This window comes from Streptomyces sp. NRRL WC-3605 (assembly GCF_001509795.1).
Classification (GTDB): domain Bacteria; phylum Actinomycetota; class Actinomycetes; order Streptomycetales; family Streptomycetaceae; genus Streptomyces; species Streptomyces viridochromogenes.
Genome location: NZ_LLZN01000069.1, coordinates 45,783 through 60,743 on the forward strand (window position 1 = coordinate 45,783; position 14,961 = coordinate 60,743).

The window sequence follows — 14,961 nt, forward strand, 5'->3', positions numbered from 1 at the left end:
CCGTTTCTGCCCGACGGCTCGTTGGCATGCGAGCCCCAAGCCCTACGGAGCATCGGGGGATGCACATGAACAGCGTTCCGCAGCACCTGCTCAGCGAGGACCGCCAGGACTACGAGCGGATCCTCGACGAGGCGCTGCGCTCCGCCCCACACCGCCCGGAACCGGCCGCTGTCGGACAGCGGCTCAACCCCGAACAACTGCGCACCATGGCGCTGAACGCCACCGCGCTCATCACGGCGGCCGCAGCGACCGAGTACCAGCACTACGTGAAGGTCCGTGAGGAACTGCGCCAGCCGGCGCCGTCCAGCCCGTCGTCGTCCCGTGAGAGCGGCTCCAGCGAGCCGGGCGGGGGCGCGATGGGACTCGCCGCCACCGTGGGAGAGGTCGCCGAGACGGCGGGACCCGGCCTCGTCGCCGTCCTCGCGGTCCTGGCACCCGTCCTCGCCGGCACCGCTGCGGCGATATTCCTGCTCGTGGGATACATCCTCAAGATGTTCAACCCCGAGCCGGCCTTCGCCCAGACGATGCTCACCACCGGATGGGTCTTCGGAGCCATCGCGGCGGCGGCCATCCTGGTCGCCGGCGTCGGGCTCCTGCTGACCGCCCTGCGCAACCGGCCCGCCCTCGACGGCACGCCCCACGGCGCGCTGAGCGAGGAAGTCGTCCTGGCCAGGGATGCCTGGCGGGAGGCCCTGCTGGAACGCGGCATCCTGCCCTTCCTGCGGGACGCGCTCGCCGACGCCGGCACGAGCGCCGCCCTGCACCCCACCACACCGTCGACTCCGGCGGGCCGCATGCCGAACCTCGGCTACGGCCGCCCCGGTTTCAGCAGCCCGGACGACGGCCCCGCAGCGGCCCCCCGCCCAAGCTTCTCGAGCCCGGACTACACCAGCCCGGACTTCGGAGGCCCGGAACACCAGCCGGAGTGACGCCGGCCCTACAAGCGCCGGGTGATCTGTGCTTCGACTCGTTCGACGAGCGTGCGGCTGTAGGCATGCACCAGCGAGAGATGGAACAGTGCCGGCGCCAGGGGCGCCCACCGGTGGACGCGGTCGTCCCGCAGCATGTATCTGACGACCGCCGCGGGCCGGAAGGGGACGTAGTCGATCCTCTGGTGCTCCCAGCGGTCCGCCACGCCCCGGCTCATGCGCGCCTGCAGGTCCGAGCTCTTCAGGTCCCGCAGCTTGGCGTAGAAGTGGCCGCTCCAGTGGCGCTTCCCGATGTCCAGGACGAAGGCCAGCAGGTCGAGTGAGTACTCGTGCGGCTCCAGGGAGAGTTCCTCGCGCATCCCGCGACGGGCCACGGAGTGGAGGTCCGGGGCACTCCTGCCCGACGAATCTATGTGCCGGGACAATCCCTCGTTGACCGAGGAGTTCCAGACGCCGGGGGCCATCCGGACCCGGTCACTGCGCTGGCTGACGACGAGCATGTCGTCGGCGGTGACCACCGCTATGTTGACGGCGAAGCTGCACTGGAGGAAGGCCGGCGCCTTCAAGGGCTGGTCGGGATCCAGATACCGGGACCGGGGCGTAGTGCCGTCCGGAAGCCGGCGGTCGAGCTGCTGAGCGGCGAGGAAGGTGTAGTAGTCGGTCGGTCGCAGCCGCAGATGGACTTCTGGTCGCTCGTCCAGAGCGGTGCGCGAGATGTCGAACGCCTCGACGGCGTACCGTGGCCCGTTCCACAGCGGAGTGCGCCCCTCGGCCCGCAGTTGCTCGCTCTCCGCAGCGACCTCGTCCCGCCAGGACCGCATGTCCGGGGGCAACTCGATCTCGTCGTCGAGCACATGCACCTAGACGGTCTCGGGAGGTATCGGAGACTCCCCGTCCCCCTCGACGATCAGAGCGGACGTCTGCAGAGGCCCGAGCGAGAAGGTGCGCCAGGCAGGGCCCGACTCCTCTCGGCGTCCGAGGCTGCGGAGGGCGCGGGTCGACCGTTTCCGCAACCGGAACCAGGCGTCCTGTAACGGCTGTTGGAACAGCACGGCGAAGAGCATGCCGATGACAGCGCCCACTACCCCGTTGGCAACATCGATCCCGGCCATAGGCCCACCACACTACGGATCTTGATCGACCCGAGCGGCGACGTGTCCTGGTCGTTACGTCTGCACCCGCCGTACGGGACGGGCCCGCGCCGCCGGACGCGGCGCCGGCCGTCCCGTACCGGCAGAACTCAGTCCGCGATCGGCAGGTACACCCTGTTGCCCGCCGCCGCGAACTCCTTGGACTTCTGGGCCATGCCCTCCTCGATCTCGTCCTGGGAGCCGCCGTGCCGGCGGCGGATGTCCTGGGAGATCTTCATGGAGCAGAACTTCGGCCCGCACATGGAGCAGAAGTGGGCCGTCTTGGCGGGCTCGGCCGGCAGGGTCTCGTCGTGGAACTCGCGTGCGGTGTCCGGGTCGAGCGCCAGGTTGAACTGGTCCTCCCAGCGGAACTCGAAGCGGGCGTCGGACAGCGCGTCGTCCCACTCCTGCGCACCGGGGTGGCCCTTGGCGAGGTCCGCGGCGTGCGCGGCGATCTTGTAGGTGATGACGCCGGTCTTGACGTCGTCACGGTTGGGCAGGCCCAGGTGCTCCTTGGGCGTCACGTAGCAGAGCATCGCCGTGCCCCACCAGGCGATCATCGCCGCGCCGATGCCCGAGGTGATGTGGTCGTAGGCCGGAGCCACGTCCGTCGTCAGCGGGCCGAGCGTGTAGAACGGCGCCTCCTCGCAGATCTCCTGCTGGAGGTCGATGTTCTCCTTGATCTTGTGCATCGGGACGTGTCCCGGCCCCTCGATCATGGTCTGCACGTTGTGACGCTTGGCAATGGTGTTGAGCTCCCCGAGCGTCCTCAACTCCGCGAACTGCGCCTCGTCGTTGGCGTCCGCGATCGACCCCGGCCGGAGACCGTCGCCCAGCGAGTAGGTGACGTCGTAGGCCGCGAGGATCTCGCAGAGCTCCTCGAAGTTCTCGTACAGGAACGACTCCTTGTGGTGCGCCAGGCACCACGCCGCCATGATCGAGCCGCCGCGCGAGACGATGCCCGTCTTGCGGTTCGCGGTGAGCGGCACGTACGGCAGGCGCACGCCCGCATGGACCGTCATGTAGTCCACGCCCTGCTCGGCCTGCTCGATGACCGTGTCCTTGTAGATCTCCCAGGTCAGTTCCTCGGCCTTGCCGTCGACCTTCTCCAGCGCCTGGTAGAGCGGCACCGTGCCGATGGGCACGGGGGAGTTGCGCAGCACCCACTCGCGCGTGGTGTGGATGTTGCGGCCGGTGGAGAGGTCCATGACCGTGTCGGCGCCCCAGCGGGTCGCCCAGGTCATCTTCTCGACCTCCTCCTCGATGGAGGACGTCACCGCGGAGTTGCCGATGTTGGCGTTGACCTTCACCAGGAACCGCTTGCCGATGATCATCGGCTCGATCTCCGGGTGGTTGACGTTGGCGGGCAGGACCGCCCGGCCCGCGGCGATCTCCGCACGGACGACCTCGGGGTCCACGTTCTCCCGGATCGCCACGAACTCCATCTCGGGCGTGATCTCCCCGCGACGGGCGTACGCGAGCTGCGTGACCGCCTGGCCGTCACGGCTGCGCCTGGGCTGGCGCGGCCGTCCCGGGAACACCGCGTCGAGGTTGCGCAGACCTCCGCGCGGCGAGGTGTGCTTGATGCCGTCGTCCTCGGGCCGGACGGGCCGGCCCGCGTACTCCTCGGTGTCTCCGCGGGCGATGATCCAGTTCTCCCGCAACGGGGCCAGCCCCCGGCGGACGTCGGTCTCGGCGGCCGGATCGGTGTACGGGCCCGACGTGTCGTACAGCGTGACCGACTGCCCGTTGGTGAGGTGCACCTGGCGGACCGGCACCCGCAGATCGGGGCGTGAGCCCTCGACGTACGCCTTGTGCCAGCCGATGGACTTCCCGGCCTCGGCGGAGGATTCGCCCGGCAGGGGCGTTTCGTCCTGGTTCGAGGCAGGCGTGCGCGCGTCCTTGATGGTCATGAGACCTACTCCCTACGCCGGCATTACCCGGTAACAGGTTCGGCGGTCGACGCAGCGGTGTCCGTCTGCCGATGTTTCATGTGAAACATCGCTGAGACGGAGGTCAGCGCCCTCTCAGCCCGGTGCTCCGAGCTCCCGCGTGTACAAAGGTGCCTCCACGCTAGCGCCCGTTCGGGCGCGGTGAACAGAGGGCCCTCACCCTTCTTGCGATGATCGGTCGGTGACCACGACGCATGAACCTCCGTACCCGCCGCACGAACCGCGCCGCGACACGAGCGCGGAGGACGGCCCCGCGCGACACAACGACCCCGGTGTACACCGGGGTTCGGGGGCGTCCGGGGGCCACTCCGACGGCGGGCGGCACGGACATGGATCCGGCCACGGGCACTCCCACAGCCACTCCCACGGTCCGGCGGCTCCCGTCTCCCGGCATCTGCGCAAGGTCATCGCGGCCGTCCTGATCCCCTTCGCGGCGGCGGTAGTGGTCGGCCTCGCCGTACTCTGGCCGGGCGGCGCCCCGGCGCACGAGCGCACCGGGGTCGGCTTCGACCGGCAGACCCAGCAGGCCACGGTCACGAAGGTGGTCGAGCTGAGCTGCAAGGACGTGGGCGCCGGCGGAGCACCCCCGGCCGGGGACGCCTCGGCCCCGCAGGGCTCCTCCACCACGCGGGAGGAGAGCGGCACCTGCAAGAAGGCGACGATCCGCGTCGACACCGGGAACGACAAGGGCCGTACGTTCACGGAGATCGTCCAGCCCGACCAGTCACGGCAGTTGAGCGAGGGCCAGGAGGTCGTGGTCGCCTACGAGCCCTCGGCCCCCGAGGACCTCCAGTACGCCGTCGCCGACGTCAACCGGCGTGTCCCGCTCTCGGTGCTCGCCGGGATCTTCGCCGTCGCCGTCGTACTCGTCGGACGGCTGCGGGGCGTCATGGCGCTGGTCTCGCTGGCGATCAGCTTCCTGCTGCTCAACTTCTTCATCCTGCCGGCGATCCTCCAGGGATCGAACCCGCTGGTCGTCGCCGTGGTGGGGGCGAGCGCCATCATGCTGATCGCGCTCTATCTGTGCCACGGCCCTTCCGCGCGTACGTCGGTCGCGGTCCTCGGGACCCTGATCTCGCTCCTGCTGATCGGCGTCCTCGGCTCGGTGTTCATCGGCTGGGCCGCGCTCACCGGCAACACCGACGACAACACGGGCCTCATCCACGGCCTGTACCCGTCGATCGACATGAGCGGTCTGCTGCTGGCCGGGATCATCATCGGTTCCCTCGGCGTGCTCGACGACGTGACGGTCACCCAGACGTCCGCCGTCTGGGAACTGCACGAGGCCAACCCGTCGATGGGCTGGCGCGGGCTGTACCGGGCGGGCATCCGCATCGGGCGCGACCACATCGCGTCGGTCGTCAACACGCTCGTCCTCGCCTACGCCGGCGCCGCGCTGCCCCTGCTGCTGCTCTTCTCCATCGCCCAGAGCGGCGTCGGCACGGTCGCCAACAGCGAGCTGGTGGCCGAGGAGATCGTGCGGACGCTGGTCGGCTCCATCGGCCTCGTCGCCTCCGTGCCGGTGACGACGGCCCTGGCGGCGCTGGTGGTGTCGGCCGACCGTCCCGAGCCCGGCACGGCGCCCGTGGGCGCCCGAGCGGCCGTGGCGGGCCCCGTACCGGCTGCCGGGCGGGGTGGGCGCGGGAGGCGGCGCAAGCGGTGAGGGAGGGCTTCCGGAGCGCCCCCGACGTCCGCGGCGCAAGCTGTGAGGCAGGGCCTTCGGCGCCCTCCTGGCATCCGAGGCGCCGCTGACATCCGCTGAAGCGTTACGCCACCCCCGCCCCCGGGCGCCGCGACGCGTCAGCCCGCGCTCTGCTCCTCCGCGAGGATGCGGTCCAGGGCCTCGTCGAGATGCGCGTCGAAGTCGGCGAGCGCCCCCTCCTGCCCGAGCGGCACCAGCTTGTCGGTGCGGTCCAGGAACGCCACGAGCGGTGCGACGGAGGAGCGGAACAGCGCCTGGTCCGGCCCGACCTGGAGCCGGATCAGCACATCGCCCAGGGTGTCGGAGCCGGCCGGCGAGACCCGTACGTCGCCCTCACCGCAGGGCCGGCCCACGCCGTCGACCAGCAGCTCGCGCCCGAACGCCCAGGTGACCGGGGCATCACCGGGCAGATGGAACGTCAGCCGCACGGCATAGGGATCACAGGTCTCGTAGCGCAGTTCCACCGGGATGCGGAAGGAGAGCTCCTCGGATACGAGAAAGCTCATCATGACCTCTGCCTGTACGGACTCGCGCATCGACTACCCCGTCGGTTGCCTTCGACTGGCCGGGACGGACCCCCGACACTGGTGGAATCTTGCTGAACGTACACGAGAGATCACAAGGAGTGAGTTTTCAGATACTGATAGAGAGCGCGAGTGACCCCAGGAGCCGGCCGATCTCGACCTGGAGCTGGCACACCGCCGAGGGCAGCCGGTCGGCCTGATGGAGGGGGAGGGACAGCGCCATCGTCGCGGCCGTCGTGCCCACCGTGATCGGGATGGCCGCGCAGACCGCGCCGAGCGCGTACTCCTGACGTTCGGTCACGGGGGCCATGCGCCCGGCCTGGTCCAGGCGTCGTAGCAGGCTGTGCCTGTCCGGGACCGTGTAGGGCGTGATGGCGCGCACGGGGTGCCGGGACAGATGGTCCCGGCGGGCCTCCTCGTCCAGCTGGGAGAGCAGGCACTGTCCGATGGCGTGGGCATGGCCGGTCTCGCGGAAGTCGGCCCACTCGTGCACCGCCGGATTGCCCGGGGTGTCGGAGACGCACATGACTTCGATCTCGCCGTCGCGGTACTGGGCGTAGTAAACCGGGACACCGATCGCGTCACGCCATTGAGCGAGTGCGTCGACCATCGTGCTGCGACGTTTCTGCTGGGCGCTCGTGCTGCTCAGCCGCACGGCGGCCTCACCGAGGAAGAACAGCCCCTTGTCGCGGCGCAGATAGCCCTCGTGCACCAGGGTCCGCAGCAGGTGGTAGGCCGTGGGCAGCGCGAGTCCCGTCTCCCGGGCGAGTTGCTTGGCGGGAGCGCCGTACGCGTGGCCAGCGACGCATTCCAGCAGCCGCATGGCGCGCTGCACCGATCCGATGAGGGTCGCGGACGGCAGCTGCTCGGACGAGGCCGGCGCCGCCTCGGAGGCCGGGGTCGTCTGCCGCGGGACCTGGGGTACGGAGGAGCGCGGTTGTTCCAGGGGGTGGTGGGTCGGTGTGGGTGGTGCGGTGTCAACCGTGGCCAAGGTCACTCCCGAGGGGCGAGGAGGAGCCCGTGCGGGGGAACACGGGAGGGGTGCACGCCGCTCGCGGGGGCGACCCCGCGTCGATTCACGGAGCCTATTGGCCCGTCACCGCTGACGGCCGCACGGCCGGGAAAACTTCCCTCGCCCGAGGGAACCGGCGGTTCCTGTTACCGCCCACCGGTCCCCCGTGAACGTCACCAGTCGCTGCGCGACGACGAGCTCGACGTGAACTTCCTGACGACGTAGATCAGTCCGCCGACGAGGGCCACGAAGACCAGCAGCTTGAAGAGCAGTCCGATCACGAACCCGACGACGCTGGCTATCAGCCCGCCGAACACGACCAGGGCGATGACCGGCACCGCGATCCACTTCACCCACCACGGCAGTCCCGCGAAGATCTCACGCATCGCCCTTGTCCTTACCTCTCCGCCCGTCCAGTGCGGGTCCTGACTGTCGAATCCTCTGATTCCCTGCACTCGATGCTAGGGCCGGCGGGTGGTCGGGCGGACGCCTCGCAGCCCTTGTCCTCCCCTGATCGAACCCCTAGGGAACCCTGAGACCCGAGCTCAGCTCTCCGGGGGAGAGAACACCACGAGCACCCTGAGGTCCTCGCTGATGTGGTGGAACTTGTGGGCGACGCCGGCCGGGACGTAGACGACGCTCCCCCGTGCCACGTGCGTGGTCTCCAGGCCGACGGTGATCTGTGCGCGGCCGCTCACGACGAAGTAGACCTCGTCCTGGTTGTGCGGTTGTTGTGGATCGCGCTCGCCCGCGTCGAGCGCGTACAGCCCCACCGACATGTTCCGCTCGCGCAGAAACTGCAGGTAGGCACCGTCGTTGGCAGCCCGCTCCGCTTCCAGTTCGTCCAGCCGGAAGGCCTTCATCGCAGTCATCCGCCCTTGTCACAGTGCTTTTGGCCGATCTCGTCTGCCACGATCAGACACATGAAGAATTTCGTAGTCAAGACGATCGCCAACGCGGGCGCCCTGGCCGTCGCGGTCTGGCTGATAGACAACATCACCCTGACCGGCGACAGCACCGGCAAGCAGGTCGCCACCCTGTTGCTCGTCGCCCTGATCTTCGGCCTGGTCAACGTTGTCGTGAAGCCGGTCGTGAAGCTTCTCAGCCTGCCGCTGCTCATCCTGACGCTGGGCCTGTTCACCCTTATCGTCAACGCCCTGATGCTGCTGCTGACCTCTTGGCTCGCCGACAAGGTCGACCTGAGCTTCCATGTGGAGGGCTTCTGGACGGCCGTCCTGGGCGGCCTGATCATCTCGATCGTCTCCTGGGCGCTGAACGTCGTCCTGCCCGACGGTGACTGAGCGCGCGATGGCCTACCGCGTCTGCTTCGTCTGCACCGGCAACATCTGCCGCTCCCCGATGGCCGCCTCCGTCTTCCGCGCGCGGGTCGAGGAGGCCGGGCTGGACGCTCTGGTCGAGGTCGACAGCGCCGGCACCGGAGGCTGGCACGAGGGTGACCCGGCCGACCCGCGCACCGTCTCCGTCCTCGAGGAGCACGGCTACGACAGCGAGCACACCGCCCGGCAGTTCCGGACCTCCTGGTTCGAACGCGTCGACCTCGTGGTCGCCCTCGACGAGGGTCATATGAAAGCGCTGCGCCGGCTCGCCCCGACGGCCGACGACGCGGCGAAGGTCCGGCTGCTGCGTTCCTACGACCCCGCCGCCGGCGAGGACCTCGACGTGCCCGACCCCTACTACGGTGACCGGGACGGCTTCGAGGAATGCCTCACCATGGTGGAGTCGGCGAGTACGGGCCTGCTCACAGCGGTCCGCGAAGAGGTGGAAGGCAGGACGGCATGAGCGGTACGCAGGGACAGGCACCGGTTCCCGGGGCGGGAGACGGCACGCGCGTGGTGCGGGCCGGGCTGCCGGAGCCGGTCAAGTACGAGCCGACCCTTCCGGGACCGGTCTTCGCCGCCCACTACCACCTGCCGGGCGAGCCCACGGGTGCGTACACCTACGGCCGGGACGAGAACCCGACCTGGACGCACCTGGAGCGGGCCATCGGCGGCCTGGAGGCGCCGGGGGAGAGCGACGTCGAGACGCTCGTCTTCGCGTCCGGCATGGCCGCCATCTCCTCGGTGCTCTTCTCCCAGCTGCGGTCCGGCGACGCGGTCGTCCTGCCCAGCGACGGCTACCAGGCGCTCCCCCTGGTGCGCGGGCAGCTGGAGGCGTACGGCATCGAGGTGCGTACGGCGCCGACCGGCGGCGACGCCCAGCTCCGCGTCCTCGACGGCGCCAGGCTGCTGTGGATCGAGACGCCGTCCAACCCCGGGCTCGACGTGTGCGACGTCCGGCGCCTCGTCGAGGAGGCGCACGCGCGCGGGGCGCTCGTCGCCGTCGACAACACCCTCGCCACGCCGCTCGGGCAGCGGCCGCTGGAGCTGGGCGCCGACTTCTCGGTGGCCAGCGGCACCAAGCAGCTGACCGGCCACGGTGACGTGCTGCTGGGCTATGTCACCGGCCGCGACCCGGAGGCCATGGCGGCCGTACGGCGCTGGCGCAAGATCGTCGGCGCGATCCCGGGGCCGATGGAGGCGTGGCTCGCGCATCGCTCCCTGGCCACGCTCCAGTTGCGGGTGGAGCGGCAGAACGCCACCGCCCTGGCCGTCGCGGAGGCCCTGCAGGACTGGCCGGAAGACCTCGCGGTGCGGTACCCGGGACTGCCCAAGGACCCGTCGCACGCCGTCGCCGCCGGGCAGATGCGACGCTTCGGCTGCGTCGTGTCCTTCACGCTGCCCACGCGCGCGCGTGCCGAGCGCTTCCTGGAGGAGCTGCGGCTCGTCGACGACGCCACCAGCTTCGGCGGTGTGCGCTCCACGGCCGAGCGGCGGGGCCGCTGGGGCGGGGACGACGTGCCGGAGGGCTTCATCCGGATGTCGGTCGGAGCCGAGGACACCGAGGACCTGGTGGCGGATGTGCTGCGGGCCCTGGAGGCATCGGCTCGGTGACCGGTGCCGGGGTCCGTCGGGGAGGGGCGGGCGGTCCGAGCCTCCCCCCTCGTGGCTCGGACCGCCCCGGTTCCGCGCGCGAAGAACCGCGCGACCAAGGCTAGTTGACTCTCTGTCAGTGTCCAATCACAGTAGCGACAGCGACCTATCGACATATTTATAGTTGGGCCCTGCCCTGGGGGTGGGGAGAAGGGCGGGGAAGGGGAGGAGGGTGGCATGGATCTGGCCTTGCTGCGCACTTTTGTGACCGTGCACCGGGCCGGTTCCTTCACCCGGGCCGCGGCGCTGCTGGGCCTGTCCCAGCCGGCCGTGACCTCGCAGATCCGGACGCTGGAACGGCAGTTGGGGCGTCCCCTGTTCCTACGGCAGGCACGCGGCGTGACGCCGACGACCATCGGCGACGAGCTCGCCCACAAGGCCGCCCCTCATCTCGACGCCCTGGTGGAGATCACCGAGACCGGTCTCGACGACGAGTCCTCCTTACGGTCGCTGCATCTCGCCGGACCTCCCGAGTTCACGGCCGAGCGCGCGCTGCCCGCGCTCACCGGTCTGACCGGCGAGGACAATCAGGGCTTCGCCCTGCGCGCCTCCTTCGGCACCGCGGAGGAGACCCTCGAAGGGCTGGCCGCCGGACATCATGATCTGGCCATCACGACGACCCGTCCGCGGGGTGCTCTGCTCACGGCGACTGCGCTCTGCGACGAGGAGCACGTCCTGGTCGCGGCTCCCGACTGGATCGAGCGGATCGGCGCCGGCCTTCTCCGCCAGAAGGGGGCGCACGCGCTGGAGGACATTCCGGTGGTGGAGGTGCACGAGTCCCTGCCGTTCGTCTCCCGATACTGGGCCGCCGTCTTCGACTCCCGCCCGGCCGCACCCGGCACGGTGATCGTTCCGGACCTGCGCGCCGTCCTCGCTTGTACCGTCGCGGGTGCGGGTCTTGCGGTGCTGCCGCGCTATCTGTGTGGGGACGCCCTCGACCGCGGCGAGGTCGTCGCCCTGCACGATCCGCCCGTTCCACCCCTGCGGACGTACTTCCTGGCCGTCCGTACCGGCACTCTGGCGATGCCGCATATCGCACGGGCTCACGAGTGGCTGCTCAGGGCGGCGGCGGACTGGGCCTGAGCAGGGGTTTTACGGCGGTCACCCGGCGGGCTCGCGCGGTGACCGGATGCGATGTTTCACGTGGAACCAGCCGGGCCACATTTCCTCCATGACCGTCCGACCCGTGGTCAAGCGCACCGCCCGCGCCGTTCTGCTGGACGGTGACGATCTGATCCTGATCAAGCGCACCAAGCCGGGCATGGATCCGTACTGGCTCACGCCCGGAGGCGGGGTCGAACCGACGGACTCCACCGTCGTCGACGCGCTGCACCGCGAGGTGTACGAGGAGCTGGGCGCCAAGATCACCGATGTGGTCCCCTGCTTCGTCGACACCGTCGAACACATCGGCCACGACGAGGCATCGACCGGGGTGAAGGTCCAGCACTTCTTCGTCTGCCACCTGGAGTCCATGGACCCGGCCTTGCGGCACGGCCCCGAAGTGGACGAGCCCATCGGCGAGTACGAGATCGTGCGGGTGCCGTTCAACCGGGTCGGGATCGCCTCCGTGCACCTGGTGCCGCTGTCACTGCGGCACTACCTCGACGGGAACATCGAGGGCGTGCGCGCCCTGCACGCGTCTGATCTGGGCTGACGTACGGCGGTCGATCAGCCGCCGTTCGTCCGCGTTTCACGTGAAACCCCCTGTGCCGTCACCCCTGCCGTGGCGACCCTGGGAGGCATGGCCGGAAGGACATTTGTCTCCCCTGAAACAGGTGGACGACCAGGGCACTCGTCGGACAGCCTGACCTGCGTGCCGACACCTTCCCTCGCCGCTCTGCCCATCCGCCGTCTCACCCCTCGCGATCTGGTCGCCTGCGCCGACCTGTCCCAGGACCGGGGCTGGCCCCGTGAGGAACACAAGTGGGGACTGCTTCTGACCGCCGGCCGTGGATACGGCATCGACGCACCCGACGGCGGGCTCGTCACCGCATGTGTCGTCACCGAGTACGGACCCCGGGAGCGGCCCGACCTGGGAGCCATCGGCATGGTGCTGGTCGCCGAGCGGTACGCCCGCCAGGGCGTCGGCCGGCGTCTGATGCGTCACGTCGTCTCCGCGATGGGCACGACTCCGCTGACCTTGCACGCCACCCCGAACGGCCGGCCTCTGTACGAGGAGCTGGGCTTCAAGACCACAGGCCGGGCGGAGATGGTGCGCGGGCACTTCGTCTCTGGCGACTTCCGGCCCTCCGTCTCCACCCGTGCGGCGACCGCCGAGGACCTCCCGGCGATCGTCCGCCTGGACGAGGAGGTGTTCGGGGCGGATCGCACCCACATCATCACGCGGCTGCCCGCGTTCACCGACCAGCTGCGGGTCGCCGAGGACGGCGGCCGGATCATCGGGTACGCGGGCGCCTGGCCGAACATGGACACACAGGTGGTAGGCCCTCTGATCGCCCGGGACACGGAGACGGCCCAGGCCCTGGTCGCCTCTCTCGCCGCCCACACCGACCGGCCCCTGCGCACCGACATCGACGTGCGCCACGAGGAACTGCTCGCCTGGGTGAAGCGGCACGGGCTGGGCTCCGTGGCCTTCAACGCGGTCATGACGTACGGCATCCCGGAGCTGCCGGGCGACTGGAGCCGGCGGTTCGCCCCGCTGACGGTGGCCGCCGGCTGAGGGGTCGCCGCCACGTCCGCACGCCGAAGCGCCGGTCCCCGTCGGGAACCGGCGCTTCGTCGGTGCGTCGTGGCGGGTGTGCCGTCAGAGGACGGTGTCGACGGCCGTGGCCGCGAACCCGTGGTCCTGCGCGGGCGCTCCGCCGCCGACACCGATCGCACCGATCAGCCGGCCGTCACGGTGGATCGGCAGGCCGCCCGCGATGAACAGCAGCGGCCGGTCGAGCGCGGTCGGCAGGGTGTGGAAGAGACCGCCGGGCTGGACGGCGTCGACGAGATCGGCGGTGGGGGTGCCCAGCTGCAGCGCCGTGTAGGCCTTGCGGGTGCTGGTCTCGCCGGAGATCAGCACGGCGCGGTCGTCGCGACGGAAGGCCAGCAGATGCCCTCCGGCGTCCAGGACGGTGACGCTGACCGGCACTCCGGCGGCCTCGGCGGCACGCTGGGCGGCGAGGACGAGGGCGTCGGCGTCCTGGCTGGTCAGGGGGGTGACTGCGGTCGCGGTGGTCATGGGTTCTCCTTGTGGTGCGTACTGACGGGGATGGTCGGGTGGCCGGGTGCGCGGGGGCGGCCCTGACCCCGCGCACGGATCGGCTCAGTGGTGGGCGACGGCTTCCGCCTCGACGGGGGCCGGGCGGCCCGAGACGGTGGTGTCCGTGGACGTCCCGCCGCGGCGTTCCAGCGCCGCCGAGAGGAACGCGAGCAGCAGCGCGGCCGCGGCGAGGGCGGCGCCGACCCAGTTCGGGGAGGTGTAGCCGAAGCCCGCGGCGATCACGATGCCGCCGAGCCAGGCGGAGAGGGCGTTGCCGAGGTTGAAGGCGCCGATGTTCACGGCCGAGGCCAGCGTCGGGGCGCCGTGCGCCTGGTCGAGGACGCGCTTCTGCAGCGGCGGCACGGTGGCGAAGCCCAGGGCGCCGATCAGCGCGATGCTGATGGCCGCGAGGACCTTGTTGTGCGCGGTGACCGTGAACACGGCGAGCACGACGGCGAGCGCGCCCAGGGACACGTACAGCATCGGCATCAGCGCACGGTCGGCGTACTTGCCGCCGATCAGGTTGCCGCCGACCATGCCGAGCCCGAAAAGGACGAGCAGCCAGGTCACGGAGCCGTCGGCGAAGCCGGCGACATGGGTCATCATCGGCGCGATGTAGGTGATGGCCGCGAAGACGCCGCCGAAGCCGAGCACCGTCATCGCCATGGCGAGCAGCACCTGGGCGTTCTTGAACGCGGCCAGCTCGTGGCGCAGCCGTACGCCCTGCGGCTTGGGCATGTCGGGGACCAGCTTGGCGATACCCGCGAGGCCGATCAGTCCGAGCGCGGCCACGATGGTGAAGGTGATCCGCCAGCCCGCGGCCTGACCGACGAACGTGCCGAGCGGGACGCCGACGACATTGGCGACCGTCAGCCCGGTGAACATCATCGCGATGGCGCCGGCCTTCTTGTCCGGGGCGACCAGGTCCGCAGCGACGACCGAGCCGATGCCGAAGAAGGCGCCGTGGGCGAGCGAGGCGACCACACGGCCGATCAGCATCACGGAGAAGGACGGGGCGACGGCGGACAGCAGGTTGCCGAGGACGAACAGTCCCATCAGCAGCATCAACATCCGCTTGCGGGAGACCTTGGTGCCGAGCACCGTCATCAGCGGGGCGCCGAGGACCACGCCGAGGGCGTAGCCGGTCACCAGGAGTCCGGCGGTGGGGATGGAGACCCCGAAGTCACCTGCGACCTCGGGCAGCAAGCCCATGATCACGAATTCGGTCGTCCCGATTCCGAAGGCCCCGATCGCGAGGGCCAGAAGCGCGAGAGGCATGAAGGGGTACCTTCCCAAAAGATTGCAGGTGCGCTTTACGAGTGACGACAATACTTGCAGACGCGCCTTACTTGCAACCGCCGACTATTGCAGCCTTCGTCTACTCTGGTTGCAGTCCACCCCGGGACGAAGGACATGCCATGACAGCGACCGATCCCGCACTCACCGCCCTCGCCCAGGGCTGGTGCGCCCTCTCCCTGCTGCACGGCAGGATCGAGGCCCACATCGAACGCGCC

The 14,961-nt window shown here is 70.1% G+C and carries 16 protein-coding genes, 1 pseudogene and 1 riboswitch; of the genes and pseudogenes, 9 read left to right on the plus strand and 8 right to left on the minus strand.

Going from position 1 to position 14,961, the window contains the following annotated elements; translation table 11 throughout:
- The first annotated feature begins 59 nt into the window (after positions 1 to 59).
- Positions 60 to 929, plus strand: coding sequence for a hypothetical protein (locus ADL34_RS23555; protein ID WP_062665852.1), 870 nt, complete (start codon positions 60 to 62; stop codon positions 927 to 929).
- An 8-nt stretch (positions 930 to 937) separates the two neighbouring features.
- On the opposite strand, the gene ADL34_RS23560 is transcribed toward ADL34_RS23555, so the two are convergent.
- On the minus strand, positions 938 to 1,789 hold the full coding sequence (locus tag ADL34_RS23560) for a hypothetical protein (protein ID WP_234375089.1): 852 nt from the start codon (positions 1,787 to 1,789) through the stop codon (positions 938 to 940).
- 380 nt (positions 1,790 to 2,169) lie between these two features.
- Positions 2,170 to 3,972, minus strand: coding sequence for a phosphomethylpyrimidine synthase ThiC (gene thiC, locus ADL34_RS23565; protein WP_062665854.1), 1,803 nt, complete (start codon positions 3,970 to 3,972; stop codon positions 2,170 to 2,172).
- Positions 3,965 to 4,121, minus strand: a riboswitch (TPP riboswitch). It overlaps the preceding gene by 8 nt.
- Before the next feature lie 71 nt (positions 4,122 to 4,192).
- Here thiC and ADL34_RS23570 point away from each other — a divergent pair.
- Positions 4,193 to 5,674 carry a YibE/F family protein gene (locus ADL34_RS23570; RefSeq protein WP_062665856.1) on the plus strand — a complete coding sequence of 494 codons (1,482 nt, stop codon included), beginning with the start codon at positions 4,193 to 4,195 and terminating at the stop codon, positions 5,672 to 5,674.
- Positions 5,675 to 5,811: 137 nt separating this feature from the next.
- On the opposite strand, the gene ADL34_RS23575 is transcribed toward ADL34_RS23570, so the two are convergent.
- From ADL34_RS23575 to ADL34_RS23590, 4 genes are all read right to left on the minus strand, one after another.
- A complete protein-coding gene (locus ADL34_RS23575; RefSeq protein ID WP_062665858.1) occupies positions 5,812 to 6,249 on the minus strand; it encodes an SsgA family sporulation/cell division regulator in 438 nt (145 codons plus the stop codon).
- A gap of 97 nt (positions 6,250 to 6,346) precedes the next feature.
- A complete protein-coding gene (locus ADL34_RS23580) occupies positions 6,347 to 7,072 on the minus strand; it encodes an IclR family transcriptional regulator (protein WP_062665886.1) in 726 nt (241 codons plus the stop codon).
- A gap of 350 nt (positions 7,073 to 7,422) precedes the next feature.
- Complete coding sequence (locus tag ADL34_RS23585) at positions 7,423 to 7,635, minus strand: DUF5326 family protein (protein ID WP_030857134.1); 213 nt, start codon at positions 7,633 to 7,635, stop codon at positions 7,423 to 7,425.
- 159 nt (positions 7,636 to 7,794) lie between these two features.
- The gene (locus ADL34_RS23590) at positions 7,795 to 8,112 is read right to left on the minus strand and encodes a cupin domain-containing protein (protein WP_062665860.1); all 318 of its coding nucleotides are present in this window, start codon (positions 8,110 to 8,112) and stop codon (positions 7,795 to 7,797) included.
- Positions 8,113 to 8,172: 60 nt separating this feature from the next.
- Between ADL34_RS23590 and ADL34_RS23595 the strand changes: the two genes are divergently transcribed.
- The 6 genes from ADL34_RS23595 (at position 8,173) to ADL34_RS23620 (ending at position 12,919) form a co-directional block, all read left to right on the plus strand.
- Entirely contained in the window at positions 8,173 to 8,550 is a 378-nt protein-coding gene (locus tag ADL34_RS23595) for a phage holin family protein (protein WP_062665862.1), read from the plus strand.
- 7 nt (positions 8,551 to 8,557) lie between these two features.
- On the plus strand, positions 8,558 to 9,049 hold the full coding sequence (locus tag ADL34_RS23600) for a low molecular weight protein-tyrosine-phosphatase (protein WP_062665864.1): 492 nt from the start codon (positions 8,558 to 8,560) through the stop codon (positions 9,047 to 9,049).
- Positions 9,046 to 10,200 carry a cystathionine gamma-lyase gene (locus ADL34_RS23605; protein WP_062665866.1) on the plus strand — a complete coding sequence of 385 codons (1,155 nt, stop codon included), beginning with the start codon at positions 9,046 to 9,048 and terminating at the stop codon, positions 10,198 to 10,200. Before ADL34_RS23600 ends, ADL34_RS23605 begins: the two co-directional genes overlap by 4 nt.
- A 216-nt stretch (positions 10,201 to 10,416) precedes the next feature.
- Positions 10,417 to 11,322 carry a LysR family transcriptional regulator gene (locus tag ADL34_RS23610; RefSeq protein WP_062665868.1) on the plus strand — a complete coding sequence of 302 codons (906 nt, stop codon included), beginning with the start codon at positions 10,417 to 10,419 and terminating at the stop codon, positions 11,320 to 11,322.
- 88 nt (positions 11,323 to 11,410) lie between these two features.
- Entirely contained in the window at positions 11,411 to 11,893 is a 483-nt protein-coding gene (locus tag ADL34_RS23615; RefSeq protein ID WP_062665870.1) for an NUDIX domain-containing protein, read from the plus strand.
- Positions 11,894 to 12,052: 159 nt separating this feature from the next.
- Entirely contained in the window at positions 12,053 to 12,919 is an 867-nt protein-coding gene (locus tag ADL34_RS23620) for a GNAT family N-acetyltransferase (protein WP_062665872.1), read from the plus strand.
- An 84-nt stretch (positions 12,920 to 13,003) separates the two neighbouring features.
- On the opposite strand, the gene ADL34_RS23625 is transcribed toward ADL34_RS23620, so the two are convergent.
- Together ADL34_RS23625 and ADL34_RS23630 are read right to left on the minus strand one after the other, a co-directional pair.
- Positions 13,004 to 13,426, minus strand: a complete 423-nt coding sequence (locus tag ADL34_RS23625; protein ID WP_062665874.1) for a GlcG/HbpS family heme-binding protein — start codon at positions 13,424 to 13,426, stop codon at positions 13,004 to 13,006.
- A gap of 84 nt (positions 13,427 to 13,510) precedes the next feature.
- Positions 13,511 to 14,725, minus strand: coding sequence for an MFS transporter (locus ADL34_RS23630; protein ID WP_062665876.1), 1,215 nt, complete (start codon positions 14,723 to 14,725; stop codon positions 13,511 to 13,513).
- A 140-nt stretch (positions 14,726 to 14,865) separates the two neighbouring features.
- Between ADL34_RS23630 and ADL34_RS23635 the strand changes: the two are divergent.
- Positions 14,866 to 14,961 (plus strand): annotated as a pseudogene (locus tag ADL34_RS23635) (MarR family transcriptional regulator); the annotation flags it as partial.

What these genes read in the sequence shown, in the direction of transcription:
- ADL34_RS23615 (WP_062665870.1), top strand. Translation starts at nt 11,411, where the DNA reads ATGACCGTCCGACCCGTGGTCAAGCGCACCGCCCGCGCCGTTCTGCTG.
- ADL34_RS23625 (WP_062665874.1), bottom strand. Translation starts at nt 13,426, where the DNA reads ATGACCACCGCGACCGCAGTCACCCCCCTGACCAGCCAGGACGCCGAC.
- ADL34_RS23590 (WP_062665860.1), bottom strand. Translation starts at nt 8,112, where the DNA reads ATGAAGGCCTTCCGGCTGGACGAACTGGAAGCGGAGCGGGCTGCCAAC.
- ADL34_RS23605 (WP_062665866.1), top strand. Translation starts at nt 9,046, where the DNA reads ATGAGCGGTACGCAGGGACAGGCACCGGTTCCCGGGGCGGGAGACGGC.
- ADL34_RS23600 (WP_062665864.1), top strand. Translation starts at nt 8,558, where the DNA reads ATGGCCTACCGCGTCTGCTTCGTCTGCACCGGCAACATCTGCCGCTCC.
- ADL34_RS23575 (WP_062665858.1), bottom strand. Translation starts at nt 6,249, where the DNA reads ATGCGCGAGTCCGTACAGGCAGAGGTCATGATGAGCTTTCTCGTATCC.
- ADL34_RS23585 (WP_030857134.1), bottom strand. Translation starts at nt 7,635, where the DNA reads ATGCGTGAGATCTTCGCGGGACTGCCGTGGTGGGTGAAGTGGATCGCG.
- ADL34_RS23610 (WP_062665868.1), top strand. Translation starts at nt 10,417, where the DNA reads ATGGATCTGGCCTTGCTGCGCACTTTTGTGACCGTGCACCGGGCCGGT.
- ADL34_RS23555 (WP_062665852.1), top strand. Translation starts at nt 60, where the DNA reads ATGCACATGAACAGCGTTCCGCAGCACCTGCTCAGCGAGGACCGCCAG.
- thiC (WP_062665854.1), bottom strand. Translation starts at nt 3,972, where the DNA reads ATGACCATCAAGGACGCGCGCACGCCTGCCTCGAACCAGGACGAAACG.
- ADL34_RS23630 (WP_062665876.1), bottom strand. Translation starts at nt 14,725, where the DNA reads ATGCCTCTCGCGCTTCTGGCCCTCGCGATCGGGGCCTTCGGAATCGGG.
- ADL34_RS23595 (WP_062665862.1), top strand. Translation starts at nt 8,173, where the DNA reads ATGAAGAATTTCGTAGTCAAGACGATCGCCAACGCGGGCGCCCTGGCC.